This window comes from Anaerococcus sp. AH8042_DFU013_CI05, from assembly GCF_047936775.1.
In the GTDB taxonomy this organism is placed as follows: Bacteria; Bacillota; Clostridia; order Tissierellales; family Peptoniphilaceae; genus Anaerococcus.
In genome coordinates, this window is record NZ_CP175954.1 from 542,572 (window position 1) to 568,226 (window position 25,655).

The window sequence follows — 25,655 nt, forward strand, 5'->3', positions numbered from 1 at the left end:
AAGAAAATGGATTATATAAAAAATTATGAAACATGGTTAAATAATGAAAAGTTTGATGATTTAACTCGTAAAGAATTAGAAGATATTAGAGAAAATGATGAAGAAATAAAAGATAGATTTTATAGCTCATTAGAATTTGGTACAGCAGGATTACGTGGAAAGCTGGGTGCTGGTACAAATCGTATGAATGAGTATATGGTAGCCCAGGCTACTCAAGGTTTTGCAGATACTATCTCTGAAATGGGAGAAGATGCAAAAAAAGCAGGTGTTGCTATTTCATATGATGTACGCCATAAATCAGAAGAATTTGCAAAAATAACTGCAGAAGTATTTGCAGCTAATGGAATCAAAGTTTATATCCATAAAGAAATAGAGCCTACACCTGTTTTATCTTACACAGTTAGACACTTAAAAACATCAGCTGGTGTAATGATTACAGCTAGCCACAATCCTATGGAATATAACGGATACAAGGCTTATAATTCAGAAGGTAGTCAGATCTTAGATGAAACTGCAAATAAAATTCTAGGTCATATTGCAGAACACCCAGATTTTTTTGAAATTCCACGCTTAGATTTTGAAAAAGGCCTTGAAGATGGAATTATCGAATGGGTGCCAGAAAGCGTAGTAGAAGATTATGTTAAAGAAGTTCTGGATTGTACTATAAATGAAGACATTGATAAAGAAATAAAAATTGTCTATACTCCACTTAATGGTACTGGAAATAAATTAGTAAGAAGAATTCTTGATCAAAGAGGATTTAAAAATATAAATGTAGTAACAGAACAAGAGAACCCGGATCCAGACTTTACAACAGTGGGTTATCCAAATCCAGAAATGCCAGCGGCCTTCGAATATTCAGAAAAATTAGGAAAAGAAGTTGGGGCAGACTTACTACTTGCAACTGACCCTGATGCTGATAGATGTGCTGTAGAAATTAATGATGGTAAGGGAGAGTATGTATTCCTTACAGGAAATAAAATAGGAGCACTTCTTACAAATTATATTTTAGAAGCCCTAAATAAAAATGGAGAACTACCAGAAAATGGAGCTGTAGTTAAGTCAATTGTGACAGGAGATTTAATTGCACCTATTGCTAAAAAATATGGCGTTAAAAAATATGATGTACTAACTGGATTTAAAAATATCTATGCTGTAGCTAATGAATTGGAAAAAACTGGAGATGGTAAATTTATATTTGGCTTTGAGGAATCAATTGGATACAACTACAAAGACTTTGTAAGGGATAAAGATGCTGTAAACTCAGCAATGATGATTGCAGAAATGGCAGCTTACTATAAAAAACAAGGCAAATCTTTGCTAGATGTACTAGATGATATGTATAAAGAACATGGTTATTATTCAAACGATGTAATATCAATTACCCTTCAAGGATTAGATGGTAAAGCTCGTATAGGTAGAATCATGGAAGAATTTAGAAATAATCCTTTAGAATCACTTGCAGATTTTAAAACTGTAAATATCGTTGATTACAAACTTGATGATACAGGACTACCAAAATCAAATGTACTAAAATATTACTTTGAAGATGATTCTTGGGTAGCTATCAGACCATCAGGTACAGAACCAAAAATTAAATTATATATCAACGCTGTCTCTAAGGAAAATGAAAAAGTAGCTGATAATAAAAAAGAAGCATTGATTAGTGGGATGCAAGAAATAATTGACAGTGTAGAATAAATTTAAAAGCTAGGGCTTATGTCCTAGTTTTTTTGTGTAAACTTTTATAAAGTTCAAAAATAAATCATATGTGGTAAAATATATACAAATCGTAAAGGATGGTTTATATGGAAAAATTTTTGAAAGCTGTTGATGATGTTTTTTCAGTTCAGGTTATAGGAAATTTAACCCTATACCAATTATTTTCAACAATATTAAAATATGTTTTTGTCATAGTGGTTTTTTATTTTATATATTCTATTATTAGAATAATTTACTATGATGTAAGAACGACACTTAAAAAAGAACAAGAATCTGATACTTATTTAAAATTACTTAATAGAAACGATGGATTTAGGTTTATAGTCCAAGAATATTACTTTATCGGGGAGGAAAATACGATAGGGCGTGATGATAGAAATACAATTTGTATCAAGGATAAATATTTATCCAAATTCCATGCACGCATAATCCAAGATGAGGATATTTATTTCCTAGAAGATTTAAACTCAGCAAACGGAACTTTTCTAAATGATGAAAAAATAGAAGATGCAATTGAACTTAAGTCAAATGACATAATACATATAGGTCAATTGCAATTCTTATTTATCCAAGGTGAAGAAAATGATTAATACAATAGATGTAGAACAAAAAGAGAAAAAATACATTAGAAAATCAATATTTCTACTGTTTATTTTTTCGTTTTTGGCCTTATCCTTAGCTTTGATTTTTAATATATCAAATGTAAGTACAACTGATTTTTACACTTACATAGCTATTTTGGTAGTTATAGTTTTATCGACTATATTAACTCCAAAAATAACCAAGGCTGATAATATATTGCTATTGATAGTTAATATGCTTTTTGCAATAGGTGTAGCTATTATTTATAGACTTAATCCTTCATATGGTAAAAGACAATTGCAATTTTATTTGCTTGGAATAGTCCTATTTTTCTTAACTTTCTTTATTTTAAAGACATTTAAGTTTTGGAGTAAGATAAGTTTATTTTATGTAATAATATCGGTGGGTCTATTTATGGCGACTCTCGTTTTTGGTTCATATATAGGAGGGGCTAAAAACTGGATTATATTAGGTCCCGTAACAATCCAACCATCAGAGTTTATAAAAATCCCACTTGCATTTTTTGTAGCAAGTTTCTACTCTAGGTACAATGAAGTTTCTATGAAACCTTTTGGTAGATACTATATGAATTTTGTTATATATGTTTTTATAGGATTTTTATTTTTACAAAAAGATTTAGGTACTGCTTTAATATTTTTTGGACTTATGATATTAAGTCAATTTGTATATGAAAAGGACAGGGTTCTTATAACCATAAATATTGTTGCAATGATACTTGGATCAATCTTAGCTTATTTTATGTTTGGTCACGTAAGAGTAAGGGTGGCTACATGGCTAGATCCATGGTCAGATATAAATGTTACCGGATATCAAATAACCCAAGCTCTTTTTGCTACAGCAAGTGGAGGCCTATTTGGAAGAGGTATAGGATTAGGACATCCTGATTATGTACCAGTTGCAGAATCTGATTTTATTTTTTCAGCGATTTCTGAAGAAATGGGTATTTTCATGGGGCTAGCTGTAATACTTTTATTTATGATACTTGTATATAGGGCCTTTAAAATTTCTTTAATTCAACAAGATAAGTTTCTTAGTATCCTAGCATTTAGTATAGCAGTCCTATTTGCCTTCCAAACATTTATAATACTTGGAGGAGTGTTAAAGATTATCCCTTTAACCGGTGTAACCCTACCATTTATTTCTCAAGGGGGGTCATCCATGCTATCAGGATTTATCCTGCTAGGGTGTCTGCAATATTGTGCAAGCGATATAAAATACGGAGATGAGATAGATGAGTGAAAACAAAAATCAAAAGGCTAACAAAAAACGAAGTGATAAAGAAAGTTTTTTGGATAAGATAAAAAAGAAAGAAGAAGATCAAAGGTTAAAAAATAGTAAAGAGCTGAAAGTATTATCAAAATCAACTTTAAATAAGAGATTGCTTTTTGTTATGATATTCTTTGTAATCCTTTTTATGGGTCTTGCCCTATATTTAGTATACTTTGAACTTTTTAAGGCTAAATCTATAGCTAGTAATGAAAATAATCGCAGAAATTGGATAAATGAAGATACTATTGCCCGTGGTAAGATCTATGATAAGAATGATAATGTACTAGCTTATAGTGAATACGATCAAGACGGTAGTCAGTATCGTCATTACAATTATGGCAAAGCAGCCGCTACTGTAACTGGATATAATTCTAAAACGTACGGTAAAACGGGTGTAGAAAAAACTTATAATAAATGGTTGCTTAATCTTAGAGATGAAAATATGAGTAACTTTAGAAAAATGGTGGTTACAAATGATGTAGGTAATGATTTACATCTTACAATAGATCAGAATATTCAAAATCTTACTTACAATTATATGAGTAACTATGTTGGAGCTGCAGTTGTTATGAACCCAAAAACTGGTGAAATACTTGCCATGGTTTCAAATCCAACATTTGACCCTAATAATATAGATGCAAATTGGGATAATTTAATTGCGAATAATAGTGGTCCACTTGTAAATAGAACTACAACTGGACTATACAGGCCAGGATCTACTTTTAAAATAGTGACGGCAAATTCAATATTAGAAAGTAATGTCGATCAGAATTATGAAGATACTGGTACTGAATTAATTCAAAACTTTGAAATTAAGAACTTTGATGGTTTGTCATTTGGAGATCTTGATCTTAGAAAAGCATTTATGTATTCATCAAATACCTACTTTGCTTCTAAAACTAAAGAAATGGGCAAAGAAGGCTTAGAAAAAATGACTGATAAGTATATGTTTAATAAAACTTATCCTTTTGATCTAGAAAAATATGATTCAATAATCCCGTATAAAGAATTGAATCAAGTAGATCTAGCAATGACAGGTTTTGGTTATGGTAAAAGCCAGGTAACTCCTCTTCATATGGCAATGGTAAGTTCAACAATCGCAAATGATGGAGTTATGATGCAACCTAGACTTGTAAAAACAATTACTGATAAAGATGGTAAAGAAATTTATAAAGCAAAAGATGAAAAATTATCGATTGTAACTAGCAAAAGAAGAGCAAATAATATAAGAGATATGATGGTTGATGTTGTAAATGAAGGAACAGGAAAAGCTGCTTACATTGATGGCATCCAAGTAGCAGGAAAAACTGGTACCACCGATAAATCAAATGGATTTATCGATGCTTGGTTTGTAGGTTTTGCACCAGCATATGATCCTAAAATAGCAGTAGCAATTGTAGTTGAAGATGCAGATGATACTGGTGGTGTTACAGTAGCACCAATTGCACGAAATCTAATGAGAGATATCTTTAATCAAGTACGACTCGATTAATTATAAAAGCTTATTTTTGATATTGGACCAGTAATGGTTTTTATCAAGGATAAGTTTTTTTATTGTTTTATTAGATACTTTTATAGTGATCTTATAGTCTTTGCTAGCATATTCCTTACCGTCAAATATAAAAACAGTGTGGTAATTGTCTCTTTTTGAAACCAAGATTTCTATAGTTGCATCTTCAGGCAAAACAATAGGGCTTATTATTGCATTATTTAAGTTAGAAAATATAGGAGCGATAGGGGTTAGCGAATATCCCTTTAAAGATTGGTGGAGTATTGAGCCACCGCAAGAAAGATTATAAGCTGTTGATCCGTGAGGTGTTGCAACTATTAATCCATCACCCGAAAAATTTTCTATAAAATTACCATCTATGAAAACTTTGAGTCTTACAATCTGATTTTTGTTACTTTTTACTACAACTTCATTTAATGAATCAAATCTTTTTTTATTTACTGTTGATTGAAGTATTGTTAGTTCCTGAGTTTGATATTGTCCGTTTTTAAAAGCAAGTATAAAATCTTCGATTTCATTTGCCTCAACCTCTTGATAAAAACCAAGATGGCCGGTATTTATTCCTATAAATGGAATTGTTGTAAAATTTGTATCATGAACAGCCTTTAAAAATGTACCATCTCCACCAATTACAAGATTTAAAACTGCATTATGATCATAAGTATTACTTACTGCAAAACCATGTTTTTCAAGTGCATCTTTTGTCTTAAAATACACACTTTTACTAAATTTTGATTTGTTTTTAAAAATATTGATAACATTAGTCATTTATCTTTACCTCTTAAAATAATTATAACATAGATAGGTAAATCATAAACAAAATTAGATATTATAAAGAGATTTAGTATTAAAGGGAAAACTTTTTTAAGCCATATACTCCAATATATATCCTAGTATTAAAATTTTATGAAAAAGTTTGTGTTGCAAATCTTTTTTTCGTATATTATAATTTATTTATCCTAAGGCTACCCGGTCCGAATTTAAACCTACAACTTTTATAAGGGATTGCGTAGTCCTAGCTTGGATGACATGCCTCCTTTGAGTGGACTTCAGAAATGCTAGGCAGCTTGCCCACCTTCACACAAACGAAGGTATTAAAATAAGGACCACCTTAGGATTTTTTATATTAAAAATGTTATTTAGAAATTATTGTGGGTATATAATAACTAGTACAATTTTAAAGGAGTGATATATATGTCAATAGCAGATTATATTGAAGACAGAGCAAGAGCTAAACAAAGAGAAATCAAATATGAAATTTGGAAAGCTAAAAACCATGATAGTAGAATGAGAACTCAAGGAGCTTTACTTGGAGCTCTAGTTGGAGTATCAGCTGGTATCCTACTAGCACCAAAATCTGGTAAAGAAACTAGAGAAGATATTGGGGAAGCATTTGATGAAACAGTAAGAACTGTAAAAGAAACTTCTTCAGATTTCGTAGATAATGCAAAAGATACTTATGAAGATATCAAATACAGAGCCTACACAGATTTAGAACCTGTAAGAGAAGGCTTTGACTATGGCAAAGAAATAGCTAGACAAACAGGAGATCAGCTAGCTACAACAGCTGAAAATGTAAAAGACAACTTAGAAGAAGGTGCTTCTGAAGTATCAAAAATAGTTTCAAGCACAGCTAGTGATGTTGCTGATGATGTTAAAGCTGGAGCAAAAGATGTTAAAGAAGTAGCTGATGATAAAGGTGAAGACATTTCTTATGAAGCTAACAAAGGCAAAGAAGAAGTTAAAGAAAATGCAGAAAAAGCTATAGATAATGCAAAAGAAAATGCAGAAGTAGCTAAAGATAATGCTAAAAAAGTAAAAAAAGATATCGAAAACAAAAAAAATAAAAATAACTAGGGAGTTTTAAATGCTAACAATTAACTTTAACCTTCTTGGTAATATTATTTTAACTATTGTTGGAATTGTTGCACTTGTTTACTTAATCTTGACATTAAAAAGTGCAAATGAATTAGTTAAAAAAATCCACGGAGTTCTAGATAAAAACGAAGATAACATTGATCAAGTGATTGATAAACTTCCTGGGGTTGTTGATCAAGCCAATATGTTAGTTAACAATGTAAATACAGTTGTTCAAGATCCTAACTTAAGAATGGCAATTGCAAAAGCAAATGATACAATGACAAACGTAAATAGTATCACAGACGATATTAGAGACACAGTAAACTATGTTGGTGAAACAGCTATAGATAGTATTGATACCGTTGGTGCAGGTATTGCATCAGTAGGAGACTACTCAAGCTTAGTTGTGGACGTTGTAGATATAGTTAAAAACGTAATATCAGGTAGATAATTATAAATCAAGGTCATCGATAGATGGCCTTTTTTTTGAAAAGAGGTAAATATGGGGCAACCAACAATAAAAGATGTAGCCAAACTTGCCGGAGTTTCAATATCTACAGTTTCAAGAGTTATGAATAACTCTAAACCCGTTAGTCCAGAAGCTAGGCAAAAAGTTTTAGATGCTATAACAAAACTAGATTTTAAACCAAATGAACTTGCAAGATCCCTTGTAATGAGACGATCAAATTTAGTAGGGGTTATAGTTGAGGATATAGGTATAGAATATATGGCTCAACTAATAAGAGGTGTAGAAGAGATCGGAAGAGTATATAAATACGATATATTGTTACAAAGCTCTTATGGTAGTGAAGAAGCATTAAATAATTCTATAGATTTCTTAGCCACAAAGCAAGTTGAAGGACTGATAATAATTACAGAAAATCTTACTGATGAAACATTAATCAAGCTTAGGGAAACACGAATACCATTTATATTGCTTGATAAATATCATGCCTATAAAAATTTAAATACTGTAAAGATTGATTATCTAAAAGAGCAGTATAAACTTACAAAGTACCTATATGATTTAGGACATGAAAGTGTGCTTTACATTGGTAATGAAGAAGACAACGTACTTAATAATGCAAAACTTCAAGGATATAATGAAGCAGTAAATGATTTAGAAAAAGAAAGTTTTGTATTAAAAATTGATGGCTTATCAAGTAATGATGGGTATAACATAGGTAAAGAGGCTATCAATCTTTGCAATGAAAATAATATCACTGCAGTTTCTCTTATGAATGATGAAGTGGCAATAGGTTTTATAGATTACTGTGCTGATCATGGAATAAAAGTACCAGATAAACTATCAGTTACTGGTTTTGGAGATGCATCAATCGCAAGTATATATAGGCCAAATCTAACCACTGTATCAATTCCATATTATGATATAGGGGCTATAGCAATAAGGGCCCTAATAAAAAGGATTAAAAAAGAAGATGAGATTTTACTAGAAGATTGGGTAATAGAATGTAATATTGTAGCTCGAGAATCCAGTAAGTGATAGTTGAAAAACGTTTATAAAACATTATAATATATTTATAGATACATGAGGAGGAATTATGGCTGAAAGAAACGTTGTTATAAAAAATGAAACAGGATTACACGCAAGACCTGCTGCATCACTTGTACAATTTGTAAAAAATTATCCAGGTGAAGTAAAAATCATTAAAGAAGGTAAGGAAGCAAATGCTAAATCAATCTTTAATGTTATGAGTCTTGGAATTGCTAAAGGAACTGATATCACTTTAGTAGTTGAAGGTGAAGACGAAGATAAATTTGCAGATGAATTAGTTGATTTTATTGAAAACTTATCAGAATAATATTTAGCATTTTAGGATACTGATTAGTATCCTTTTTTTTATAGATAATTAGGAAAGGATAAACATGAATACTAAATACGAGGGGATTAAGGCAAGTACTGGTATAGCCATAGGTACTATTTATTTATTTAATAGAGAAGAAGTTGTAATTGACGATTCTAAAATAGATGATGCGATGATTGAAGATGAAAAAAATCGCATAAAGACTGCAATCAACGACTATATCAGCGAACTAGATAATAATGAAGGTGCAAGCGAAGCTCAAGTAAATATTGCTAATGCGCATAAAGAGCTCCTACAAGACCCTTATTTCTCAGATACTATAAATGCAAAAATAGAAAATGAACTTAAGAATTCTGAGATGGCTTTAAATGAAACGGTTAATGAAATGGTAGAAATCATGAGCCAAATTGATGACGAGTACTTAAAAGAACGTGCAAGCGACTACAAAGATATCGGATATCAATTAATGTATAAATTAAAGGGTATTAAACCAAAAGATTTATCTCTATTGGAAAAAGGTTCAATTGTAATATCAAAAGAACTTACACCATCTGATACATCAAATATGAATAAGGAAAATGTTGTGGGATTTGCAACTGACCTTGGTGGAAAGACAAGCCATACCTCAATTATTGCTCAAACTTTAGATATTCCAGCTTTAGTTGGTATGCAAGATATATCTACAAAAGTAGAGGGCGGAGAAAATGCGATTATTGATGGAGATCAAGGACTTATAATCCTAAATCCATCAGATGATATAATTGCAGAATACCAAACAAAAATCAAAGAGCAAAAAGAAAAACAAGAAAGACTAAAAGAGATAAAAGACAAAGAAGCAGTTACTAGTGATGGTAAAAAAGTAGAAGTATCTGCAAATATTGGAAATATTGAAGATTTAAAAGTAGCAATTGAAAATGGATGTGATGGTGTAGGCTTATTCAGAACTGAATTCTTATATATGGAAAATGATCATTTCCCAACAGAGGAAGAACAATATGAAGTTTATAAAGAAGCTACACAAATGCTAGGTGAAAAACCACTCATAATTAGAACCTTAGATATAGGTGGGGATAAAGGATTAGATTACTTTACATTCCCAGTTGAAGAAAATCCATTTTTAGGTTATAGAGCAATTAGACTATGTTTAGATAGAGAAGATATATTTAGAACTCAACTTAAGGCTCTAGTTAGGGCATCAGCATTTGGTAATCTTAAGATTATGATTCCAATGATTATTAATATCTCTGAATTTAAAAGAACTTTAGAGATTATCGAAGATATTAAAAAAGAATTAGATCAAAATGGTGTAGATTATAACAAAGATATTGAAGTGGGTATTATGATTGAAACTCCAGCATCCGTATTCATGGCTGATCAGTTTATCAAATATGTAGATTTCTTCTCTATAGGTACAAATGACCTTTCGCAATACACTCTTGCAGTAGATAGGGGAAATGAAAATATATCTGACCTATATTCTAACTACAACCCAGCAGTTTTAAGAGCTATAAAGCATGTAATTGATGCTTCTCATAAAGCAGGAAAATGGACAGGTATGTGTGGCCAATTTGCATCAGATACGGAAGCTACAAAACTACTTTTAGGTTTAGGTTTAGACGAGTATTCTGCATCACCTTCAAAAATTGCTGAAATTAAAGATACAGTTATCAAGTCTAGCTTAAAAAATGAAGAAGAATTCTCAAATTCATTATTAGATTTAGAAACTCCAGAAGAAGTTGAAGAAAAGGTAAAAGAACACAATTAGAAAAATGCTAGGTATTATTGAAGATCAAATAAAAAAATTGAATTATTTTAAGAATAATGATTTGATCATAAAAGATATCATTAATCTAAATGAAGAAATGTATAAAATCATCACACAATCTGGAGATTTTATTCTTCATATTTTTCACAAAAATAGCTATGATAAGCTAATGCAATTGTCAATTAAAAACCAGTCCACAATAAAAACAGGAACATTTGACAAAAATCATTATTACGAGATTAGCGAATATAGGGATTTAACAAGCTTAAATGATTATTTAATAAATAATAGTAAAAAAAATAATTATGAAATGGGAATGAAATTTGGAAGAATTCTTAAACAAATCCATTCAATTACTCCTGAAGAAAAAATTAATTGGTTTGATTTTTTTAATACCAAAGCAAACTATCTTTTTTATATGCATGGAGTAAATGAAGATATTGGGGATGATGACTATATACTTATAGATTATATAAACCATAATAAACATTTAACTAAAAGTATATGTCCATCATATATTTTTAATAGCCTTGATTTGTCAAATATCTACTTAGATGAAAAAGGAAATCTAATTATGTCTGGAATTAACTTTACTAAAGTTGGGGATGGCGTATATGATTTTGTAAATCTGAATGATATAGGATTAAAGAATAGTGAATTTACTAGGGGCTGTTTTGATGGATACTTTGAAAATCGTAAAGCTCCTATAAAATTTTTTAGGTTATTAGCCCTTTATGAAGCATACAATATTTTATATAATATTGTTGCTCATAGAGAGGGAAAACCAAGTATATATAGCTTAGATGATTTAAAAGAGTTATTAACAATGTATGACAACTTTAATACTGATATTCCAAATTGGATTAAAGAAGGTGATTAGCCTTCTTTTTTACTTGCTATAATTGTATAAAAACTTATAATATGATAGACTTTTAGTATAAATTTGCGGAGGGTCCTATATGAAAAAGAATGTATATATTGTTACTGGATCAGTATTAATTGCTATAGGTTTATACTTTTTTTTGCTACAACATAATATATCAGCGGGCGGTGTTTCCGGAATGTCTCTGGTAATATCAAAATTACTGAATCTACCTATAGGCCCTATAAACTTAGTATTAAATATAGGTATACTGTTCTTAGGATCCGTATTTATAAGTAAGGATTTTGCAAAAAGATCGATATTATCTGCAGCGACAGTTTCTCTGATGATTATTTTTTTAGAAAGTTACTTTCCTGATGTAAACTTGACTAATGATTTGATACTTAATGTAATATTTGGCCCGCTAATTATTGCATTTGGACTTGGATTAATATTTTATAATGGTGGCTCATCTGGAGGAACAGATGTTATTGCTACAATTATAAATAAATATTCAAACATCCCTATCCATATAGGTTTATTTTTTACAGATTTAACGGTAATAATCCTAGCAATGTTTATCTTAGGTTTTGAACCGTCTTTGTATTCTGTTTTAGCTATAATTGTTCAGGCAATTTGTCTTGATTATGTCAGTCAAGGTTTGGGTAGAAAAATTGCAGTATTTGTTATAAGTGATAAGCATGAAGAAATAAATGACTTAATGGTAAACAAATATCATAGAGGTGTTACGCTTCTGCATGCTCAAGGTGGATACACAGGTAGGGAGAAAAAGTTGGTTCTAACAATCTCAAATGTACGCAGGTTTCCAGTTATAAAAGAAGAAATATTAAAATTGGATGACAAAGCATTTATATTCTCATACACAATTTCAGAAGTTTATGGATCTGGATTTACTAAGAACCAGCTAGGTTAGGAGATAATTATTAAAGAGTATAGAATTAAAAGATTTAATAAAAATAAAGCATACCTTGCTACTAAGTTTGGTGATGCAATTATAGATAAAAAAGAAGTTAAGGATAAAAATCAAGGAGATAGTGTTAAAGTTTATTTATACCAAGATTTAAATAATATTCTAAAAGCTACAACAGATTTTCCATATGAATTTGAAAAAGTTTATGATCTAAAAGCTATTAAAGTTGATAAAAAGGGTGTTTACTTTGAAATGCCTAATAAAAATCATATTTTTATGCCTTTCTCCGAAAGAACGTATAGAATAATAGTAGATATGATATATCCTGTGGCATTTAAGGTAGATAAAAATGGAGAAGTATTCTTAACATCTAAAATAAGAGACTTGCTTACAACTGACCATAGTTTTGAAGAAAATGATGAGGTCACTGGTAGGATTTATTCTATAAACAAATCTATAGGAGCTTTTATTGCTATAGATGATAAATACGATTCACTTTTAAGAATCGAAGAATTAAGGGGAGTGTTTGTAGAGGGAGAGCTGGTTAATGCTAGAGTAAAAGAAATAAAATCTGATGGCAAAATCGAGCTTTCACTAAGACAAAGAGCTCATCTAGAGATAGATAATGATAGTGATATAATCTTAGATTATCTTTATGATAACGATGGTGTTGCTTACTTGTCAGATAAATCAAGTCCAGAAAAGATTAATCAAACTTTTGGAATGAGTAAGTCAAGTTTCAAAAGAGCAATAGGTAGATTATACAAGAACAACGATATCAAAATTTTTGATAACAAGATAGAATTAGTAAAGAGGATATAATGACTGAAAACAAATTATTAGCAGAAGTAAATGGTAAAAAAATATATTTAAGCGATGTTTATGAGCTTATGCAAGGAATGCCAGATAAAGAAAGATTTAACAATGATCAAGGTATTAATGTCCTTGCAGATGAGTTAATAAATCAAGAACTAATTTTAGAAGATGCCAAAGAAAAAAAATATGACCAAGATAAAGAATTTATTGATGAATTAAACATTGTAAAAGATAATATGCTAAAAAACTATGCAATGCATAAGGTTTTTGAATCTGTATCAATTACAGATGATGAATTAGAAAAATATTATGAAGATAATAAAGAAACATTGTTTTCTCCAACAACATATACAGCTAGTCATATATTAGTAGATAGTGAAGATGAGGCAAATAAAATTTATGATGAACTTAATGAAGGTTTAGATTTTGCTAAAGCTGCAGAAAAGTATTCTAAAGATCCATCTGGGATGAATGGTGGAAGCCTAGGTTCTTTCCCAAAAGGAGTTATGGTAAGAGAATTTCAAGATGGCCTTGATTCAATAAATGTAGGTGAAATTTCAAAACCTATAAAAACACAATTTGGCTATCATCTAATAAAATTAGATGATAAAAAGGAAACTGAAAGCTCTTATGAAAGAGTAAAAGATCAAGTGAGATCTACATATGAAATGTTAAAAAGACAAGAAAAATATATGGATTTAGCAAATGATCTTTCAAAAAATGCTGAGGTTAAAAAGTACTACTAGGAAAATTTATGGATTATGTCAATTTAACCGATAATCTAAAATTTAATATTCAAAAAACTATGGTCTATGATGATGTAGAGACTGCTGCTGATATGGTAAATAAATTTATCCTAGAAAAAGCAAAAATTCATCAGCTAGAAGTCATAGAGATAAGTGATTCTTTTTATATAAAAAAAGGTAAATCACCAAAAGCAGTCATCCATCTTAATGCGGATTCTAAATTCTTAAATAGAAATCTAGATTATGAAGATATAGATGGAGCTAGAATTTTAGCAGGCAAAAATATTTATTTATATAATGCAGTGTTTGTAATATCGAATTTACTTGACCTATCAGATAATGATTTTGATGTTTTGATTACTAACAACAATATTCAAATCGATATTATAAATTATAGCGATCTTAAGGAAGTTTTAAGAAGTGATAAGGTTATTAATCTTAACTTGCGACAAGCTAGATGTATTGCTGATGAGTTTAGTGCATTAAATTTACTTAATATAAAATTACCTGTTAATAGATATGATAATATTAATGATATTAAAACTTTTAGGCTATCTCTTACTAATCTAATCGGAGGCCATACAGGCGAAGATTTGGATAAGGTGAGACTTAATTCCATAAAATCAATAATGGGATTAATTAGGAAAATAAAATCAAAAGTAGATCTTGATATAGTAAGATTGCAGGGTGGGGATAGGTATGATTATATACCAAATTTCTCAAGAATTGATTTTGCAATAAATTCTGAATATGAAAATGAATTGGTAAATACATTTGATTTATATAAAAATAAATACATAGAAAAGAATCTAAAGTATGAACCAGAATTGGATATTAATTTAGAAGAGATAGACGGGGAAAATTATTATCCTATTTCGGATAAATCTTTTAGCCGTTTGTCATCTTTTGTAGAGCTTATGCCATCAGGTGCATACTCTGTGAATTCTAATAATAATCAATTAATTAGTTCGATTAATCTATCAACTGCAAGGACTTTTGAAGATTATATTAATTTTATAGTTGTTTGTAGATCTCTTTCTGATGAGAGCATGAATGAAATGCTAGAAAAAATGAAAACAGCTACAAATATAAGTGAAAGTAATATGAATATTGGATTAAGCCTACCAAGATGGAAAAATCCAGATGGTATGTTAACTGACAGCTTTATAAAAGCATACAAAGATTTGACTAACGAAGATCTTCCAGTTGTAAAAACCCAATACTCATTAGATTCAAGTATGATTTTTTCTAAGTTAGATGTTAAGATTGTTTCATTAGGGGTAGAATATAAACAAAGAGAAGATGATATTTATTTTACAGATTTGTCAGAAATCATGACTGTTACAAATCTTATAGATAACGTATTATCGCACATTTAAATTAAGGAGCCAATATGACAGAAAAGATTGAACTTCATGGACATGAATTAGAATTTCTAAAAAATAACGGAAAAGCTGTTATAGAAATCGACCTAGGAGATAGAACCGATGAGTGCTATCTGATAGATATATTTACAGTTGATGAGACTGACTATGTTGCTCTAATCTCTAGCGAAACAAATGAAATCTATATTTTCTATTATGAAGATTCATTTGAAAATGATGAAATAGATTTAAAAGTGGTAGAAGATGAGGAAGAACTAGAAGAAGTCTTTCATTTATTTACACACTATTGGGATGATGATGCTTTAGATAATCTTGTTGAAGATTATAATTCTGACATTGAAAACTTTGATGGATTTGAAGAAGATGATTTTGAATATGAAGTTGAAGAAGATGATGTAATCGAGGATTCTGATTCATTAGATGAATAATCCATACTATTCTATTAGTGAATATTATAAAGATACCTATGGTGAAAAAGTATATAAGTTGCCTATCAAACTTTCGTTAACTTGTCCAAATAGGGATGGAGCAGCTTGTTATGGTGGTTGCATATTTTGTGGTGAAAGTGGTGGAAGTTTTGAAAATCTCCCATCATATATGACTGTAGATGAGCAACTAGAAGAAAATAAGGAATACATCGGAAATAAGTACAAAGCAAATAAGTTTATTGCATATTTTCAAAATTTCACTAATACCTATATGTCTTTAGAAGAGTTTAAACAAGTAATTAAGGCTTGTGATAAGGATTACATTGTTGCAGTTTCTATTTCTACTAGATCTGATTCTGTTACAGAAGATAAATTGATTTTTTTAGACAAGTGGTCAAAGGAAACTGGAAAAGACATTATATTCGAACTTGGCTTACAAACTGCTAATTATAAAACTTTGGAGATATTAAATAGGGGTGAAGACTTAGCTGATTTTATATTCGCTTGTAATTTATTAAATAAATACAATTTTAGAATATGTACACACGTAATATTATCCCTACCATGGGATGATTCTAAAGATGTGAGACAAACAGCACGAATTCTAAATGCTCTTAATATAAGTGAGGTTAAAATTCATTCCTTATTTGTAACTAAAAATACAAAACTTTATAATATGTTTATTAATAATGAATTTGAAATGCCAAGTAAAGATCAATATGAAGAAAATGTAATCGATTTTTTAAGATTACTTAAACCTAACATTGCTATTCAAAGACTTGTAGGTAGAGCTCCAGAAGAAGACACAGCCTTTTGTAACTGGGATACTTCTTGGTGGCTTATAGATGAAATAATTGAAAAGATGAATAATAAAGGATATATCCAAGGAGATAAATCCGAAAGAATAATTTTTGACAAAATTAAGGGGGACAAATCATGATTTATTATGTACTAGGACAGTCAGGAACAGGAAAAACTCAATATTTAGTTGAAGAAGCTAATAAGGAAAAAGAAAAAGATCTTAATAACATCGTATTTATAAATACAGATGATGATAAGACAAGAATATTAGATCATAAAGTTAGAGTTATTAATGCAAAATCATATGGTGTATGCTGTCCATGCTCACTAAAAGCATTCATAGCTGGAATTCTTGCTCGTGATTATGATATCGGAAAAGTATATGTGGATGGTATTTATGATATCCTAGATTTAGATAGTGAAGATTTAGAAAAACTTACAAACGATTTAAATGAACTATCTGAGTATGCAAAAGCTGATATCTATCTAGGTTTAGACTGGTCAAAAGATGATATCCCTGAATCAACTAAAGCTAATATTATTGAAGTCAAATAATAATTTAATACTTGGCCGTCTCTTTGAGACGGTTTTTTAATTATGATGAATGAAAAGGAAAAACTAAAACTATTTGAAACTTTCAGAAAGGAATCAATAGATTTATTGGAAGAATCAAAAGTAAATAAAGAAACTTTCTTAACTAATAATCTTACTTTTTTAGATAAACTAAACCTAAAACCATTTACAACAATAAATACTTTAAATGAGGCTTTATACAATTATCATTATTATAATCTATCAGCCAAAAAATCAAACTTAGAGGCTCAAAAAGTAATCCACAATGCTAAAAAAAAGAAAATTTATGTAAAATGTATTAATCAAAGAGAAAATTTTTACCATTTAAAAGATATGGCAACTCTAAGATTACTTGAGATATTAGAATATAAAAACATTGATAGTTATTACATAATATTAAAGTCAAATAGGTTAAAGGGTGAGATTTTTGAAATTCATATAAAAAATATGGATAAAGCAATTTTACACTCTAAAAGTAAACTTATATTAAAAAACTTAAAAACTCATGGAGTTTTTATAGAAGAAGAAAGACAATCACTAATTGATTCTTATGTAAATAAAACTTATTAATATGATAGAAATTACTATTTCAAAAAATGATGCTAATCAAAGATTTGATAGATTCTTAAGAAAATACTTTGAAAATGCCCCTTTATCGGTAATACAAAAGAATATAAGAAAAAAGAATTTTAAGATAAATGACAGCAGAGCAAAGGCTGATACTTTTGTATACGAAAATGATAGAATTAAAATGTATATCTCTGATGAGAATTATAACAAATGGATTACTAAAACAGATTTTAAACCAACTGATTTTAATTTGGATGTAGTTTTTGAAGATCAAAATATTATTTTAATGGATAAGGATAGTGGAATCTTAACTCATTCAACGAATAAGAGTGATTATGGAAATAATTTAGTTGATTTTATGCTATCCTATCTTCATAAAACTCATCAAGTAGATAAGAGTAATAAGACTTTTAATCCAGCAGTAGTAAACAGGCTAGATAGAAATACTGCAGGTTTAGTAATTGGAGCAAAAAATGCAGAATCTTTAAGATCTTTAAATAAAGCCATAAGAGAAAATAAAATTGAAAAATACTATCTAACAATTGTTAAAGGTGAAATAACTAAAGATTTTACTGTTGATACAAATATTACCAAAAATGAGAACAAAAACAAGATTAAAAGTTCTAGAGATGGGTCAAATATAATTACTCATTTTAAGCCAATAGAGAGCAATGGTAAATACACTCTATTAGAATGCCAACTAATTACGGGAAAAACCCATCAAATAAGATTTTCATTAGCTCATAACAATACGCCTATTGTTGGTGACAGAAAATATGGAGATAAGAATACAAATAAGATTTTAAATGAAAGATTTAATATTAATAATCAAATTCTTTTAGCTTATAAAGTAGTTTTTGGTAAAATTAAAAATTTAGAATATTTAAATAATAAATCTTTTGAGTCTCATAAGACAAGTGATATACTAAATCTAAAAGAAAAAATATTTAGTTTATAGGTGGAAATAATGGAAAAAGTAATAGGAATAGATCTGGGTGGAACTAAGATTAATGCATGTTTGATAAATGAAGCTGGAGAAATTCTGCAAAGAAGTACTGTCGTTACAGAAGCTAGTAAGGGTAAAGAAGCAGTTTTATCTAATATTAAAAAAGCAGTTGAAAAATTAGACTATGAAGATGCTTTATCTATAGGAATTGGTACACCGGGTTTCATTGATTCTGAAAATGGAATAGTAACTTTTGCAGGTAATATAGAAGGCTGGACAGGTTTAAACTTAAAGAAAGCAGTAGAAGAATTTGTAGATAAGCCTGTTTTTGTTGAAAATGATGCTAATATCGCTCTACTTGCAGAAAAATGGATTGGCTCTGCCAAAGATTATAAAGACATCGTAATGATAACACTAGGTACTGGTGTAGGTGGAGCTGTCTATAATGAAAAAGCTGGTCTTTTATCTGGATCTCATTTTCAAGGTGCAGAGCTTGGTCATATAATTTTGCATCCTGATGGGGACTATTGTACATGTGGTCAACATGGTTGTGTCGAGGCTTATTGTGCGGGTACTGCAATAAGTAAGAATTATGAGAAAATAACTGGTGAAGTTTTATCAGGTGAGGAAATTTTAAATAAAATATCGGTTGATTTAGCAGCTAAAAAAGTACTTCAAGATTATCAAAGCAATCTAGCTTATTTTTTATCAAGCTTGAGAAATATTTTTGATCCAGAAGTTATTGTTATAGGTGGGGGTGTTATACATTCCAAGGAAATATGGTGGGATGGTATGTTAGCAAAGTTTGAAGAAGTTTGCAATAACACAAAAAATATAAATGTAGTTCCTGCTGATTTTTTAAATGATGCTGGTGTCATAGGCGCAGGAAAAATTGCTTTTGAAAGGATGAAAAATGGAAAATAATAAGGTTTTAATCCTAGATGATGAAGATTCGATAAGACAATTTATGAAAATAAACCTAGAATATCAAGGTTATCAGACAGTTGAAGCTGCAAATGGCGAAGAAGCTATAAAAATTTTTGAAGAAGAAAATCCAGCCGTAGCAATTTTAGATGTAATGTTACCAGGGATAAGTGGATATGAAGTTTGTCAAGCTATTAGAGAAAAATCACCTAGAACTGGAATTATAATGGTATCTGCAAAATCCCAGGATATCGATAAGATATTAGGTCTTGAAAGAGGTGCTGATGATTATATAATAAAACCATTTAACCCACAAGAATTAATTTTAAGGGTTAGATCATTGATGAGAAGAGTAAATCTAAGCACAGGTGAAACAGACAATAAAAATACAAATACCCTTTCTGATGGGCCATTTACTCTAGACCTGTATTCGAAATCATTTTATAAAGACCAGACAGAGATAGATGTGACACCTACTGAGTTTGCAATACTTAAAAACTTTATTCAAAATAAAGGGAAAGCTATGACTCGAGATGAGATAATGGAGCAAACTTGGGGCGAAAATTATAGTAATGATACAAAAATTGTGGATGTTAATATAAGAAGGATTAGATCTAAGATTGAACAAGATCCAGCAAAACCTCAATTTATTGAGACAGTGTGGGGTACTGGTTATAGATGGAAGTAGAAACAAGAAATAACAGCATATTAAAATCCAATAATTCTTACAGACAGACTATTATTCGCATAATTATGCTTTTTGTAATCACTGTGGTAATAGGTTTTGAAATTTTTGCTTACAATAGTATTAGAAATTATTATGAATCAGCCTTAATTGGCTCAATGCTAAATCAAGCGAGAATAAACCAGCTCCAATTTAATAATTATATGAATAGATATGATTTATCCGATATTATTATTGGAGATAAAAATGCTTTTTATAGGAATAATGAAAGTCAAGTGCAAATACTAGATAACTCCGGTCTTGTTCTTTTTGACTCACAAGCAAGTGATCTAGTTGGTAGTGAACTATTAAGTCAAGATGTAAATAATGCGAAGGAAGGTAAGCAAGGAACATTAAAAAGTAATGACATTCAAACAAACGAAGAAGTTATGTCACTATCATATCCTCTAAACTCCAATGAAACACAATCAGGTATTTTAAGACTGACTTCATCCATGTCTAAAGTAAATCAGAGAATTAAAAATGATATGATTTTTTACATAATATTTGGTATCTCTGTGATTATAATTGCTTTTTTTGTTGCACTTTTAGCTTCTAAACGTGTTATTGCTCCTATTTTAGATTTAATAGGAGTTTCAGAAAAACTCGCTGCAGGTGACTTTAAACAAAAAGCAAAAGTTGAGGGCAATGATGAGTTATCAGAGTTAGCCTCTACTTTAAACTTTATGAGTGATAGTATTGTGAAAAGGGAAGATATGAAAAATGAATTTATCTCCTCGGTTTCACATGAACTTAGAACACCTTTAACTTCTATAAAAGGTTGGGCAATAACTTTACAATCAAAAGATATTCAGCAAGATCATGATATGCTTAATCAAGGACTTTCAATTATAGAAAGTGAAGGCGATAGACTATCTATGATGGTGGAAGATTTATTGGACTTTTCTAGACTGCAATCAAGTAATTTTAAATACAATAAAGATAAGCTAGACATTGTTGAGCTTGTAAGTCAAGTTCACACTCAACTTACACCTAGAGCACAGAATGAAAACATAGAATTTACTTTGACAAGTATTTATAAATCTATTACAGTGTTTGCTGATAAAAATCGTATGAAAGAGGTATTTATAAATATAATTGATAATGCACTTAAGTTTACAAATGAAGGCGGAAAAATAGATATATTAATTGACCAAAAGGATGATAATGTTTCTGTTTCAATAAAAGATAATGGTGAAGGGATAAAAGAAGATGAGATAGCTTTTGTATCTAGCAAATTTTATAAAGGAAGTTCATCAAAATCTCAAACAGGTTTAGGTCTTTCTATTTGTGAAGAGATAATTAAAGCTCATGATGGTAAGCTTATCATAAAAAGTAAGTATGGCAAAGGTACATCAGTGATAGTAGAAATTCCGAGGTTAGAAAATGACAAAGAAATTTAAATTTTTACTAGGACTAATTTTTGCAATCATTCTCACATCTTGCACTAATTCAAATCCCGAAGAATTAAGTGATTTAATACAATCACCAGAAATAGCGAATCCGGTATTAGAAGGTACTTGGCAAGTGAGTAAAATTGAGGGCATAAAAACCAAAGACCCAATATCTGATATAAAGATAGGGGATAAGCTTTATATAAATAAAAATTTAGTAGCAATTAATGATGAGTATGCTTTTCCACCTACTTTTACTTCGAAATATGTAAATTTATATGATTATTTAGCAAATAGAGGATATGATTTTGAAAAAATAGGTAAGGATGAGTCGGCGACAGTAGTTAATGCTTCGCAGGGCCAATTTTTTGCTCGAGATTTTATTCAAAGAAGTGAAGATGAAATATTCTTTATTTCTAATGATAACATAATATATTTATCCAGACTTTCAAAAACTGTTGAAGCTGACGTAGTTGATAAATATACCAATCTTGCTACTAAGGAACGTATAGAATCAAAAAGTAAACAAAATACCAGTGAGGATACGAGCTTGCTTTTAGGTGTGAGAGAGCGAACTGATTTATCTGATGGTAAGCAAGATTACGATTATTACACATATTATGTAAATATAAATCCTGAAGGGGAAGTAAAGTACAAAAAAGCTTATGATATTTTCTTGCGTGGACAAAATGAATACTGGAAGGTTAGATCACAAAAAAGTAGTGTGACAGAACTATTCGATAAGATTGAAGCATTTCCAGTTAGATTAGAAAATGAAATGGATAAACAAGATAATATTAATCGATATAGTTTTAAAGACTTTGACATGGATATAAGACTTAATTATGCAGATATGAATTATATATCTTTTTCATATACAACACCCTTATTTGATAATACTATAACACAATATGGAGTGTTAGGAACAAATGAGCTAGAAGATAACAAATTGATAACTATTGAAGAATTTACTGGTGAAGAAGATGCATTCGAACAATTTGAAAATATGGTAATTAATGAAGCTACTAGTAAAGACTCAAAAATTGATCCAAATGATTTGATAATAGAAAATACGAATTTTGGCTTGGTTAGGGATAATGGGGCTTGGTCAATACAAACTTCTATATACACAAAAGAAAGCCAGAAAACCGCTTCAAGCCAGATACCAGTAAGAAACTATATTGAAGAAAATGTATCATCAGATTTATTTGTAAGCCGTGATCAGGTTAGAAATATTAATCCACAAGAAAAAGATTATAAGTTAATACCCAATTCAAATTATCTTATAATACAAACTGCAGATGAAATATTGTTTCATAAGATAAATGATGGAAAGATAGATAAAAATCCGTTTTTTTCAATCCCAACTCCAAATCCAACTACATTTATTTCATTTGACCAACAAATAGGGACTAATGCCAAAAGTTTAGAACAAGCCTTTGAAAACTCAAATACAGTTATAGGTGGTAATTAATTTATTGAAAGTGTTTTTGTAAAATGATATCATATCTCTAGGAGAAAATATGGAAATAGTATTTGCAAGCGGAAATAAAGATAAAATTAATCAAGTAAAACTCATCCTAAATAATGTAGATTTGAAGACACCAATAGATTTTGAAATAGAAAACTATGAAGTCGAGGAGGATGGGATGACTTTAAAAGAGAATGCATATAAAAAAGCAAAAGCACTTTTTGATCTGGTAAATAAACCAACTATAGCAGATGATACTGGCTTATATGTAAATGCACTTGATGGCAGACCTGGAGTTCACTCTCACAGATATGCTGGAGAAAATCCAACTTATAAAGAAAATAGAAACAAGCTTTTAAATGAACTTAAAGGAAAAGATGATCGTAGTGCTTATTTTGAAACTTGTCTATGTTTTATAGATCAAAATGGTAGTGACCATTATTTTTATGGAAAACTTCCTGGAACTATAACTTCTTATGAGACTGGTGATTATGATTTTGGATATGATCAAATATTTATGCCAGAAAATTTTGATATAACTTTAGGCGAGATGACTAAAGAAAAAATAAATATGATTTCCCATAGATCAAAAGCATTTTCTGAATTTAAAAAATACTTAAGAAAGAAATAATATGAAAATATTAGTTACAAGTGATACCCATGGAATTTATTCTGCTATTAGCGATTACATCCTAATTCATAAAGATATAGATCTACTGGTACATGCAGGTGATGGGGTTGAGGATGTTAAAAACATTGCTTATGAAACAGATATAAATTATGAAGTTGTTACAGGCAACAATGATTATTCTTCAAATGAAGCTTTTGAAAAAATTATAGAAGTAGAAGATATAAAAATTTTTTTAACTCATGGAAATCAATATGGTGTTTATTATGGAGAAGATCAAGTATTAGATAAAGCAAAAGAGCTAAATTGTAATATTGCAATACATGGTCATACACATAAATGTTTAAATATTACAAAAGATGACATAACTATATTAAATCCAGGATCAGTTAGCATGCCAAGAGATAATAATCCGGGATTTTTCATCCTAGATATTGATGCTGGTGTGTTTGAAATTACAAGAGTAAGTACTAACAAGGAGATAAAATGACAGGATTAATTAATCTTATCGCTCAGTATTCATCAAAACTAAATATTTTACCAATAGTTGTAGTGATGAATATTATTATTACAATCCTTATCCACTTTCTGACAAAAAGAAAATTTCCAAAATTTTTGCCGTCAATAATTTTGGGTATAGGATCATTAGGTCTATTAATCTACTCATTAAAGATTTTTACATCACCGAGAGGTTTGGATTTATCTTGGATAGCAGTTTTTTTTGGAACAAGCGCATTAGTAGGTTTGTTTACATGTTTTATAATAGACTTAATTTATTCTATTAGACAAACTAGTACAAGTATGGAAAAGTCAGATGTTTATGTTGCTCAAAAACCAAGAAATATTAGATTAAAAAAAGCTAATAAAAATGCTGATAATAAAAGAGTAGCTAAAAAAAATAGTAAAAAATCAACTAGTAATGATACTAAAAGTAAATTTCACACTAGTAAAATAAAGCCTAATCCAGATGGAAAAGTAAAAGCAAATAGGAAAAACAAAGTTAAAGAAAAAGATATGATCGTATTTGAATCAGAGGATTAGCTCAAGGAGTATTTATGAATAAGGCAGCATTTTTTGATATAGATGGAACACTTTTTAGAAATAGTTTACTTATCGAACACTTTTTGCTTTTAACAGCTGATGGTATTATAGATGAGAAATCATGGACAGAAGAAATTGGACCGCTTTTTGATAAATATCAAAATAGACTTGGTGCATACGAAGATTATCTAGACAAAGCTTCATTAGTGTACCAGCAAACTTTGGCTGGAATAGATAAAGAAATTATTAATAAATACTCTGATATAGTTATAGAAAAAAATAAAAATAAAGTATATAGGATAACAAAAAGAGCAGTTAAGTTCCATAAAGAAAATGGATATAAAATATTTTTTATATCTGGCTCTCCAATGTTTCTAGTAGAGCACTTTGGAGAAATATATGGAGCTGATGAAAGCATATCTACCCAATACGAATTTGATGAAAACAATACTTTTACAGGAAAAGTAACCCCAATGTGGGATAACAGAAGTAAATTAGGGGCTGTAATGGAGCTTTCAAAGAAGTATAATTTAGATTTAGATGCTTCTTATGCTTATGGAGATACAAATGGAGACTTGACCATGTTTCAAATGGTAGGTAATCCACATGCTATAAATCCATCATTTGAACTCATTAATAAACTTTATACAGATAGTGAACTGCGCGAGAAAACTGTTATAGATATAGAAAGAAAAGATGTGAATTATAGCTTTAAGCTAAGTGATATGCAAGCAAGTTTTAAAAAGTTTTAAAAATTTTGATGAATAAAATTTTATTTTAAAAATCTTATAGGCTAAATTGTAAGTCTAATATACATTAATAAAATTTTACTGTATATTTTTACTAATAATTTAGCTTTT

General features: G+C 29.6%; 28 protein-coding genes, 1 other RNA gene and 1 pseudogene. 29 read left to right on the top strand and 1 reads right to left on the bottom strand.

Annotation, left to right across the window (positions count from 1 at the left end; all coding sequences use genetic code 11):
* Nucleotides 1-6 precede the first annotated feature (6 nt).
* From ACKRLN_RS02920 to ACKRLN_RS02935, 4 genes are all read left to right on the top strand, one after another.
* Nucleotides 7-1,701 (top strand): phospho-sugar mutase, encoded by a 1,695-nt coding sequence (locus ACKRLN_RS02920; RefSeq protein WP_296141454.1) that lies wholly within the window; start codon nt 7-9, stop codon nt 1,699-1,701.
* A 107-nt stretch (nt 1,702-1,808) separates the two neighbouring features.
* Nucleotides 1,809-2,312 carry an FHA domain-containing protein gene (locus ACKRLN_RS02925; RefSeq protein ID WP_296141452.1) on the top strand — a complete coding sequence of 168 codons (504 nt, stop codon included), beginning with the start codon at nt 1,809-1,811 and terminating at the stop codon, nt 2,310-2,312.
* Entirely contained in the window at nt 2,305-3,564 is a 1,260-nt protein-coding gene (locus tag ACKRLN_RS02930; RefSeq protein ID WP_296141450.1) for an FtsW/RodA/SpoVE family cell cycle protein, read from the top strand. The genes ACKRLN_RS02925 and ACKRLN_RS02930 overlap by 8 nt, the downstream gene beginning before the upstream one ends.
* Complete coding sequence (locus tag ACKRLN_RS02935; protein ID WP_416335211.1) at nt 3,557-5,086, top strand: peptidoglycan D,D-transpeptidase FtsI family protein; 1,530 nt, start codon at nt 3,557-3,559, stop codon at nt 5,084-5,086. Before ACKRLN_RS02930 ends, ACKRLN_RS02935 begins: the two co-directional genes overlap by 8 nt.
* Here ACKRLN_RS02935 and ACKRLN_RS02940 read toward each other — a convergent pair whose 3' ends face one another.
* Complete coding sequence (locus ACKRLN_RS02940) at nt 5,087-5,872, bottom strand: NAD(+)/NADH kinase (protein WP_203126455.1); 786 nt, start codon at nt 5,870-5,872, stop codon at nt 5,087-5,089.
* 185 nt (nt 5,873-6,057) lie between these two features.
* Between ACKRLN_RS02940 and ssrS the strand changes: the two genes are divergently transcribed.
* The 25 genes and pseudogenes from ssrS to ACKRLN_RS03065 all read left to right on the top strand — a co-directional run bounded on the left by ssrS (nt 6,058) and on the right by ACKRLN_RS03065 (nt 25,547).
* Nucleotides 6,058-6,226: non-coding RNA, 6S RNA (gene ssrS / locus ACKRLN_RS02945), on the top strand.
* 72 nt (nt 6,227-6,298) lie between these two features.
* Complete coding sequence (locus ACKRLN_RS02950; RefSeq protein WP_295885123.1) at nt 6,299-6,961, top strand: YtxH domain-containing protein; 663 nt, start codon at nt 6,299-6,301, stop codon at nt 6,959-6,961.
* Nucleotides 6,962-6,971: 10 nt separating this feature from the next.
* Nucleotides 6,972-7,415, top strand: a complete 444-nt coding sequence (locus ACKRLN_RS02955) for a hypothetical protein (protein ID WP_203126457.1) — start codon at nt 6,972-6,974, stop codon at nt 7,413-7,415.
* A 51-nt stretch (nt 7,416-7,466) separates the two neighbouring features.
* Nucleotides 7,467-8,468 (top strand): LacI family DNA-binding transcriptional regulator, encoded by a 1,002-nt coding sequence (locus tag ACKRLN_RS02960; RefSeq protein WP_295885118.1) that lies wholly within the window; start codon nt 7,467-7,469, stop codon nt 8,466-8,468.
* Between the two features lie 58 nt (nt 8,469-8,526).
* Nucleotides 8,527-8,787, top strand: a complete 261-nt coding sequence (locus tag ACKRLN_RS02965; RefSeq protein WP_203126459.1) for an HPr family phosphocarrier protein — start codon at nt 8,527-8,529, stop codon at nt 8,785-8,787.
* Between the two features lie 64 nt (nt 8,788-8,851).
* Nucleotides 8,852-10,555, top strand: coding sequence for a phosphoenolpyruvate--protein phosphotransferase (ptsP, locus tag ACKRLN_RS02970; protein ID WP_295885113.1), 1,704 nt, complete (start codon nt 8,852-8,854; stop codon nt 10,553-10,555).
* A 37-nt stretch (nt 10,556-10,592) separates the two neighbouring features.
* On the top strand, nt 10,593-11,435 hold the full coding sequence (locus ACKRLN_RS02975; RefSeq protein ID WP_416335212.1) for a kanamycin kinase: 843 nt from the start codon (nt 10,593-10,595) through the stop codon (nt 11,433-11,435).
* A gap of 79 nt (nt 11,436-11,514) precedes the next feature.
* Entirely contained in the window at nt 11,515-12,351 is an 837-nt protein-coding gene (locus ACKRLN_RS02980) for a YitT family protein (RefSeq protein ID WP_295885109.1), read from the top strand.
* A 24-nt stretch (nt 12,352-12,375) separates the two neighbouring features.
* Nucleotides 12,376-12,513 (top strand): annotated as a pseudogene (locus tag ACKRLN_RS02985) (RNA-binding protein); the annotation flags it as partial.
* Between the two features lie 87 nt (nt 12,514-12,600).
* Nucleotides 12,601-13,170, top strand: a complete 570-nt coding sequence (locus ACKRLN_RS02990; protein WP_295885106.1) for an RNA-binding protein — start codon at nt 12,601-12,603, stop codon at nt 13,168-13,170.
* Nucleotides 13,170-13,910 carry a peptidylprolyl isomerase gene (locus ACKRLN_RS02995; protein ID WP_295885103.1) on the top strand — a complete coding sequence of 247 codons (741 nt, stop codon included), beginning with the start codon at nt 13,170-13,172 and terminating at the stop codon, nt 13,908-13,910. The genes ACKRLN_RS02990 and ACKRLN_RS02995 overlap by 1 nt, the downstream gene beginning before the upstream one ends.
* Nucleotides 13,911-13,918: 8 nt before the next feature.
* Entirely contained in the window at nt 13,919-15,289 is a 1,371-nt protein-coding gene (locus ACKRLN_RS03000) for a hypothetical protein (protein WP_295885101.1), read from the top strand.
* 14 nt (nt 15,290-15,303) lie between these two features.
* Entirely contained in the window at nt 15,304-15,723 is a 420-nt protein-coding gene (locus ACKRLN_RS03005; RefSeq protein ID WP_203126466.1) for a DUF1292 domain-containing protein, read from the top strand.
* Nucleotides 15,716-16,663: a TIGR01212 family radical SAM protein gene (locus tag ACKRLN_RS03010; RefSeq protein ID WP_416335213.1), complete on the top strand. Its 948-nt coding sequence runs from the start codon at nt 15,716-15,718 to the stop codon at nt 16,661-16,663. The genes ACKRLN_RS03005 and ACKRLN_RS03010 overlap by 8 nt, the downstream gene beginning before the upstream one ends.
* Nucleotides 16,660-17,079 carry a hypothetical protein gene (locus tag ACKRLN_RS03015; RefSeq protein ID WP_203126471.1) on the top strand — a complete coding sequence of 140 codons (420 nt, stop codon included), beginning with the start codon at nt 16,660-16,662 and terminating at the stop codon, nt 17,077-17,079. The genes ACKRLN_RS03010 and ACKRLN_RS03015 overlap by 4 nt, the downstream gene beginning before the upstream one ends.
* Before the next feature lie 42 nt (nt 17,080-17,121).
* Nucleotides 17,122-17,667, top strand: a complete 546-nt coding sequence (locus tag ACKRLN_RS03020) for a DUF6648 family protein (RefSeq protein WP_296141444.1) — start codon at nt 17,122-17,124, stop codon at nt 17,665-17,667.
* A 1-nt stretch (nt 17,668) separates the two neighbouring features.
* Complete coding sequence (locus tag ACKRLN_RS03025) at nt 17,669-18,625, top strand: RluA family pseudouridine synthase (protein WP_296141442.1); 957 nt, start codon at nt 17,669-17,671, stop codon at nt 18,623-18,625.
* Between the two features lie 9 nt (nt 18,626-18,634).
* Nucleotides 18,635-19,537: an ROK family protein gene (locus tag ACKRLN_RS03030; RefSeq protein WP_296141440.1), complete on the top strand. Its 903-nt coding sequence runs from the start codon at nt 18,635-18,637 to the stop codon at nt 19,535-19,537.
* On the top strand, nt 19,527-20,225 hold the full coding sequence (locus ACKRLN_RS03035) for a response regulator (protein WP_203126475.1): 699 nt from the start codon (nt 19,527-19,529) through the stop codon (nt 20,223-20,225). The genes ACKRLN_RS03030 and ACKRLN_RS03035 overlap by 11 nt, the downstream gene beginning before the upstream one ends.
* On the top strand, nt 20,216-21,664 hold the full coding sequence (locus tag ACKRLN_RS03040) for an ATP-binding protein (protein ID WP_416335214.1): 1,449 nt from the start codon (nt 20,216-20,218) through the stop codon (nt 21,662-21,664). Before ACKRLN_RS03035 ends, ACKRLN_RS03040 begins: the two co-directional genes overlap by 10 nt.
* A complete protein-coding gene (locus ACKRLN_RS03045) occupies nt 21,648-23,129 on the top strand; it encodes a hypothetical protein (RefSeq protein ID WP_416335215.1) in 1,482 nt (493 codons plus the stop codon). The genes ACKRLN_RS03040 and ACKRLN_RS03045 overlap by 17 nt, the downstream gene beginning before the upstream one ends.
* 49 nt (nt 23,130-23,178) lie before the next feature.
* Nucleotides 23,179-23,757 carry an RdgB/HAM1 family non-canonical purine NTP pyrophosphatase gene (gene rdgB, locus ACKRLN_RS03050; RefSeq protein ID WP_203126478.1) on the top strand — a complete coding sequence of 193 codons (579 nt, stop codon included), beginning with the start codon at nt 23,179-23,181 and terminating at the stop codon, nt 23,755-23,757.
* A gap of 1 nt (nt 23,758) precedes the next feature.
* Entirely contained in the window at nt 23,759-24,244 is a 486-nt protein-coding gene (locus ACKRLN_RS03055) for a YfcE family phosphodiesterase (protein ID WP_416335216.1), read from the top strand.
* The gene (locus tag ACKRLN_RS03060) at nt 24,241-24,795 is read left to right on the top strand and encodes a hypothetical protein (protein ID WP_416335217.1); all 555 of its coding nucleotides are present in this window, start codon (nt 24,241-24,243) and stop codon (nt 24,793-24,795) included. The genes ACKRLN_RS03055 and ACKRLN_RS03060 overlap by 4 nt, the downstream gene beginning before the upstream one ends.
* A gap of 14 nt (nt 24,796-24,809) precedes the next feature.
* Nucleotides 24,810-25,547 (top strand): HAD family hydrolase, encoded by a 738-nt coding sequence (locus ACKRLN_RS03065; protein ID WP_203126482.1) that lies wholly within the window; start codon nt 24,810-24,812, stop codon nt 25,545-25,547.
* Nucleotides 25,548-25,655 lie beyond the last annotated feature (108 nt).

What these genes read in the sequence shown, in the direction of transcription:
- ACKRLN_RS02980 (WP_295885109.1), top strand. Translation starts at nt 11,515, where the DNA reads ATGAAAAAGAATGTATATATTGTTACTGGATCAGTATTAATTGCTATA.
- ACKRLN_RS03030 (WP_296141440.1), top strand. Translation starts at nt 18,635, where the DNA reads ATGGAAAAAGTAATAGGAATAGATCTGGGTGGAACTAAGATTAATGCA.
- ACKRLN_RS02990 (WP_295885106.1), top strand. Translation starts at nt 12,601, where the DNA reads ATGCCTAATAAAAATCATATTTTTATGCCTTTCTCCGAAAGAACGTAT.
- ACKRLN_RS03020 (WP_296141444.1), top strand. Translation starts at nt 17,122, where the DNA reads ATGATGAATGAAAAGGAAAAACTAAAACTATTTGAAACTTTCAGAAAG.
- ACKRLN_RS03055 (WP_416335216.1), top strand. Translation starts at nt 23,759, where the DNA reads ATGAAAATATTAGTTACAAGTGATACCCATGGAATTTATTCTGCTATT.
- ACKRLN_RS02995 (WP_295885103.1), top strand. Translation starts at nt 13,170, where the DNA reads ATGACTGAAAACAAATTATTAGCAGAAGTAAATGGTAAAAAAATATAT.
- ACKRLN_RS03035 (WP_203126475.1), top strand. Translation starts at nt 19,527, where the DNA reads ATGGAAAATAATAAGGTTTTAATCCTAGATGATGAAGATTCGATAAGA.
- ACKRLN_RS02930 (WP_296141450.1), top strand. Translation starts at nt 2,305, where the DNA reads ATGATTAATACAATAGATGTAGAACAAAAAGAGAAAAAATACATTAGA.
- ACKRLN_RS02960 (WP_295885118.1), top strand. Translation starts at nt 7,467, where the DNA reads ATGGGGCAACCAACAATAAAAGATGTAGCCAAACTTGCCGGAGTTTCA.
- ACKRLN_RS03010 (WP_416335213.1), top strand. Translation starts at nt 15,716, where the DNA reads ATGAATAATCCATACTATTCTATTAGTGAATATTATAAAGATACCTAT.
- ACKRLN_RS02920 (WP_296141454.1), top strand. Translation starts at nt 7, where the DNA reads ATGGATTATATAAAAAATTATGAAACATGGTTAAATAATGAAAAGTTT.
- ACKRLN_RS03040 (WP_416335214.1), top strand. Translation starts at nt 20,216, where the DNA reads ATGGAAGTAGAAACAAGAAATAACAGCATATTAAAATCCAATAATTCT.
- ACKRLN_RS03060 (WP_416335217.1), top strand. Translation starts at nt 24,241, where the DNA reads ATGACAGGATTAATTAATCTTATCGCTCAGTATTCATCAAAACTAAAT.
- ACKRLN_RS03065 (WP_203126482.1), top strand. Translation starts at nt 24,810, where the DNA reads ATGAATAAGGCAGCATTTTTTGATATAGATGGAACACTTTTTAGAAAT.
- ACKRLN_RS03005 (WP_203126466.1), top strand. Translation starts at nt 15,304, where the DNA reads ATGACAGAAAAGATTGAACTTCATGGACATGAATTAGAATTTCTAAAA.
- ACKRLN_RS03025 (WP_296141442.1), top strand. Translation starts at nt 17,669, where the DNA reads ATGATAGAAATTACTATTTCAAAAAATGATGCTAATCAAAGATTTGAT.
- ACKRLN_RS02955 (WP_203126457.1), top strand. Translation starts at nt 6,972, where the DNA reads ATGCTAACAATTAACTTTAACCTTCTTGGTAATATTATTTTAACTATT.
- ptsP (WP_295885113.1), top strand. Translation starts at nt 8,852, where the DNA reads ATGAATACTAAATACGAGGGGATTAAGGCAAGTACTGGTATAGCCATA.
- ACKRLN_RS03045 (WP_416335215.1), top strand. Translation starts at nt 21,648, where the DNA reads ATGACAAAGAAATTTAAATTTTTACTAGGACTAATTTTTGCAATCATT.
- ACKRLN_RS02925 (WP_296141452.1), top strand. Translation starts at nt 1,809, where the DNA reads ATGGAAAAATTTTTGAAAGCTGTTGATGATGTTTTTTCAGTTCAGGTT.
- ACKRLN_RS03015 (WP_203126471.1), top strand. Translation starts at nt 16,660, where the DNA reads ATGATTTATTATGTACTAGGACAGTCAGGAACAGGAAAAACTCAATAT.
- ACKRLN_RS02950 (WP_295885123.1), top strand. Translation starts at nt 6,299, where the DNA reads ATGTCAATAGCAGATTATATTGAAGACAGAGCAAGAGCTAAACAAAGA.
- rdgB (WP_203126478.1), top strand. Translation starts at nt 23,179, where the DNA reads ATGGAAATAGTATTTGCAAGCGGAAATAAAGATAAAATTAATCAAGTA.
- ACKRLN_RS02935 (WP_416335211.1), top strand. Translation starts at nt 3,557, where the DNA reads ATGAGTGAAAACAAAAATCAAAAGGCTAACAAAAAACGAAGTGATAAA.
- ACKRLN_RS02940 (WP_203126455.1), bottom strand. Translation starts at nt 5,872, where the DNA reads ATGACTAATGTTATCAATATTTTTAAAAACAAATCAAAATTTAGTAAA.
- ACKRLN_RS02965 (WP_203126459.1), top strand. Translation starts at nt 8,527, where the DNA reads ATGGCTGAAAGAAACGTTGTTATAAAAAATGAAACAGGATTACACGCA.
- ACKRLN_RS03000 (WP_295885101.1), top strand. Translation starts at nt 13,919, where the DNA reads ATGGATTATGTCAATTTAACCGATAATCTAAAATTTAATATTCAAAAA.